Genomic DNA, 3,508 nt, shown 5'->3' on the forward strand with positions numbered 1-3,508 from the left:
CGCCGTCGCGCGCGGCGAGCACGAACGCGCCGCGGAGCTCCTCGGCACGGCCCACAGCGTGATCGGCTTCGAGGACGCGCAAGGCCATGACCGTCGCCGGGTCATGGCCGCCGTGCTTCCGATCCTCGGCCAGGACGTCTTCGACGCCGCCTACGAGAGAGGCCGCTCCGCCACCCGCGAAGACGCCCTGGCCCTGACTCCCTGACCCCGTCCCGGGGCGGTTACGCGCGCCGCGCGTACATGCGCATCGCGATCGGGAAGACCACGGTCACGATTCCGATCGCCCAGGCCAGCGAGTACCAGACGTGGTTCCCCACCGGGCCGCCCACCAGCAGCGCGCGCAGCGCCTCGGTCAGGTGCGACACCGGGTTCACCTTCGTCCACGCCTGGAGCCAGCCCGGCATCGTGCTCGTGTCCGCCACGAACACGCTGCTGCCGAACGTCAGCGGCATGACGAAGATGAAGGCGAGCCCCTGCACGGTCTCCGGGGACGGCGCGAGCAGCCCGACCACCACCGAGATCCACGAGAAGGCCATGTAGAACACGTAGGCCAGGGCGAACCCCGCGAGCACCCGCAGCGGGTCGGAGCCGAACCGGAAACCCATCGCCGTGCCCGAGACCGACAGCACGATCATCACCGTCAGGAAACGGACGGTGTCGCCGAGGACGGTCCCGATCAGCGGCGCGGACCGGGCGATCGGCAGGCTCCGGAACCGGTCGAACACACCCTTGCGGATGTCCTCGTTCAGCGCCGTCCCGAGGCCCATCGTGGCGAACATCGCCATCTGCGCCACCAGGCCCGGCAGCAGTTGCTGCAGGTAGGCGTGCGTGTTCCCGGCGACCGCCCCGCCGAACACGTACAGGAAGAGCGTGAGGAACACCAGCGGCATCAGCAGGACGTCGAGCAGCTTCTCCGGCGAGTGCCGCAGCTGCGCGATGTTCCGCCACGCCAGCGTCAGGCTGTGCCGGACGGTCCGCCGCAAACTGATCCGGGCGGGCGGCAGCGCGGACGGGACCGTCCCCGCCATCGCGTTCGTGGTCATCGACGTCGTCATCGGATGCTCTCCTCAAGCTGCTGCCCGGCGCCGGTCTCGGTCGCCGCGTGTCCGGTCAGGGTCAGGAACACCTCGTCCAGGCTGGGCAGCCGCAGCGCCACCTCCGCCGCCACGATGCCCGCCTCGTCCAGCCGCTGGACGACGGCGCGCAGCACGCCCGGATCGGTCACCGGGGCGGTGACCAGGCCCGCGTCCAGCCGCACCTCCGGCCGCTCCCCGGTCAGCTCCGCGACGATCGCCGCGAGCTGGTCGGTGCGGAACGGCTCGGCCGCCCGGACCGCCAGCGTCTGCCGCCCGGCCCGCGCCTTCAGCTCCGCCGGCGTGCCGTCCTCGATCACCCGGCCGTGGTCGAACACCGCGATCCGGTCCGCGAGCGCGTCCGCCTCCTCCAGGTACTGCGTGGTCAGCAGGATCGTCGCGCCGTCGTCGACCATCTCCCGGACGGTCTCCCAGACGTCCCCGCGCGCCCGCGGGTCGAGCCCCGTCGTGGGCTCGTCCAGGAACACCACACGCGGACGGTTGATCATGCTCGCCGCGATGTCCAGCCGCCGCCGCATGCCGCCCGAGTAGGTCTTGACGGCCCGGCCCCCGGCGTCGCTCAGCCGGAACCGCTCCAGCAGCGCCGCGGCCCGCGCCCGCGCCTCGGCCCGCGGCAGGTCCAGCAGCCGGCCGATCATCACCAGGTTCTCCCGGCCGGTCAGCTCCTCGTCCAGCGAGGCGTACTGCCCCGTCAGGCCGATCAGCCCCCGGACCCGCATCGCGTCCCGGACGACGTCGAAGCCGCAGATCTCCGCCCGGCCCTCGTCCGGACGCAGCAGCGTCGCGAGCACCCGCACCGCCGTCGTCTTCCCGGCGCCGTTCGGCCCGAGGACGCCCAGCACCGTCCCCTGCTCGACACCGAGGTCCACACCGTCCAGCGCCTGCGTGTCGCCGAACCGCTTGCGCAGCCCCTCGGCGCGTATCACCTGACTCACTCCTGGCCTCCCGAGGTCATGGCGGCGACGGGCGTTCGCCGCCGTCCGCGAGGTGGGAGGCCCACGAGCGCCGCCCACGACGACCACGTTCGACCCTCGGCCTGACGCGCCGCAGTCACGGCCCCCGGTCCGCTGACGTTCCGCTGACACGGCGCTGACGCCTGACTATGATCACGCCGCATGCCGGGCATCGAAGAACCCCTCGCGCTCTCCCGCTACAGCGACGCGTTCGAGAACTTCGCGGGCCGCTCGTCCGCCGTCGTGATCCACCGCCAGGACGTGCTGAACGAGTTCCTGGGCCCCGTCGACCGCCAGTTCGACCTGCGCGCCCGCACGCTCACCGGCGGCGGCCAGGTCTTCGGCGGCGTCACGAGCATGGGCAGCTTCTCCCACCTCAGCCAGACGTGGCTCTGGTCGTGGGCCAACCCCAACTTCTCCTGGGACGACCCCGCCATCGCCCCGCTACGCGAGCTGCACGACTACGGCAGCCGGCACGGCATCGTCGAGTTCACCACCGGGCACATCGACTTCTCCGGCTTCCCCAACCCGCACCAGGCCGCGACCACGATGGCCCTCGCCGCGGCCTACCCGCTCGGCGGAAACGGCTGCTGGTCATGCCGCATCAACGACGGCAAGGGCTCCGCCTACCTCCACCTGGACGATCCGCAGATCCCCGAGGCCACCTACAACCCCCTCGCCACGGGACGCCTGCTGATGACCGCCGCGGAGGTCTTCCCGGCCAACCCCAAGCTCGTGGTCCAGGGCTACATCGCCCGCTACGGCACCCGCTACAAGGAGGCTCCGAACGTCGTCGCCGGCGACATGGTCGACGGCGGCGAACTGGCCGTCCAGTTCGACGACCACGGCCGGATCACCGCGCTGAGCTGCTCCCCAGGCCGCTCCTGACGGCGACGAGGCCATAGCGTCACGCGTTGCCGCCGCGGACGGCCACGGCCGTACGCGCGATGAGCTCAGCCACCTCGTCAACACCACGCCCCCCGTCGGGCTGGCCGTCTGCGTCGGTTCTGTCACGTCCGGCGAGCAGGTCGAACGACTCGAAGCTGGTCAGCTGCCAGATCACGTCCACGGCGTCCGCAGCGGGCGGCTCCGCCGAGAACCGGCCGAGCAAGGCCGAGAGCGCCGCCCTGCGCATGTCGTCGCGCTCACGTAGGAGCCGCGCGAGGTCGTCGTCCAGCACGGCCAGTCCCCGCAGCCTGCGCACGACCGGACGCTCCGACGCCCAGAACCGGCAGAACGCCGCACAGAACTCCGCCAACGCCTCGTCCGCGTCGGCCGCCGCGAAAGCGGGGTCCAACGCGAGCCCGGCATGCTCGGCCAGCGAGTCGAACAGCGCCTCCAGCAGGCCCGACTTGGAGCCGAAGGCGTTGTAGACCGTCTGCCGCGACACGTCGGCGGCCTTGGCCACCGCGTCCACGGACACGCGCGTCACCGCCGCGCCGGACAGGTGCTCACGTGCCG

General features: G+C 72.0%; 5 protein-coding genes. 2 read left to right on the forward strand and 3 right to left on the reverse strand.

Features of this window, described 5'->3' with window-relative positions; genetic code table 11:
* On the forward strand, positions 1-205 hold a 205-nt coding region (locus tag AB0J52_RS32470), incomplete at its 5' end, for a hypothetical protein (RefSeq protein ID WP_500186654.1).
* A gap of 16 nt (positions 206-221) precedes the next feature.
* On the opposite strand, the gene AB0J52_RS32475 is transcribed toward AB0J52_RS32470, so the two are convergent.
* Both AB0J52_RS32475 and AB0J52_RS32480 read right to left on the reverse strand, forming a co-directional pair.
* A complete protein-coding gene (locus AB0J52_RS32475) occupies positions 222-1,055 on the reverse strand; it encodes an ABC transporter permease (protein ID WP_500186656.1) in 834 nt (277 codons plus the stop codon).
* A complete protein-coding gene (locus tag AB0J52_RS32480; protein WP_500186657.1) occupies positions 1,052-2,029 on the reverse strand; it encodes an ATP-binding cassette domain-containing protein in 978 nt (325 codons plus the stop codon). The genes AB0J52_RS32475 and AB0J52_RS32480 overlap by 4 nt, the downstream gene beginning before the upstream one ends.
* A gap of 180 nt (positions 2,030-2,209) precedes the next feature.
* Here AB0J52_RS32480 and AB0J52_RS32485 point away from each other — a divergent pair, with 180 nt between their 5' ends.
* Positions 2,210-2,935, forward strand: a complete 726-nt coding sequence (locus tag AB0J52_RS32485) for a DUF6882 domain-containing protein (RefSeq protein ID WP_500186658.1) — start codon at positions 2,210-2,212, stop codon at positions 2,933-2,935.
* Positions 2,936-2,954: 19 nt separating this feature from the next.
* Here AB0J52_RS32485 and AB0J52_RS32490 read toward each other — a convergent pair.
* Positions 2,955-3,508, reverse strand: a 554-nt coding sequence (locus AB0J52_RS32490; protein WP_500186659.1) for a TetR/AcrR family transcriptional regulator, incomplete at its 5' end; no start/stop codon positions are given.

It is taken from the genome of Spirillospora sp. NPDC049652, from assembly GCF_040675125.1.
Classification (GTDB): domain Bacteria; phylum Actinomycetota; class Actinomycetes; order Streptosporangiales; family Streptosporangiaceae; genus Spirillospora.

What these genes read in the sequence shown, in the direction of transcription:
- AB0J52_RS32475 (WP_500186656.1), bottom strand. Translation starts at nt 1,055, where the DNA reads ATGACGACGTCGATGACCACGAACGCGATGGCGGGGACGGTCCCGTCC.
- AB0J52_RS32485 (WP_500186658.1), top strand. Translation starts at nt 2,210, where the DNA reads ATGCCGGGCATCGAAGAACCCCTCGCGCTCTCCCGCTACAGCGACGCG.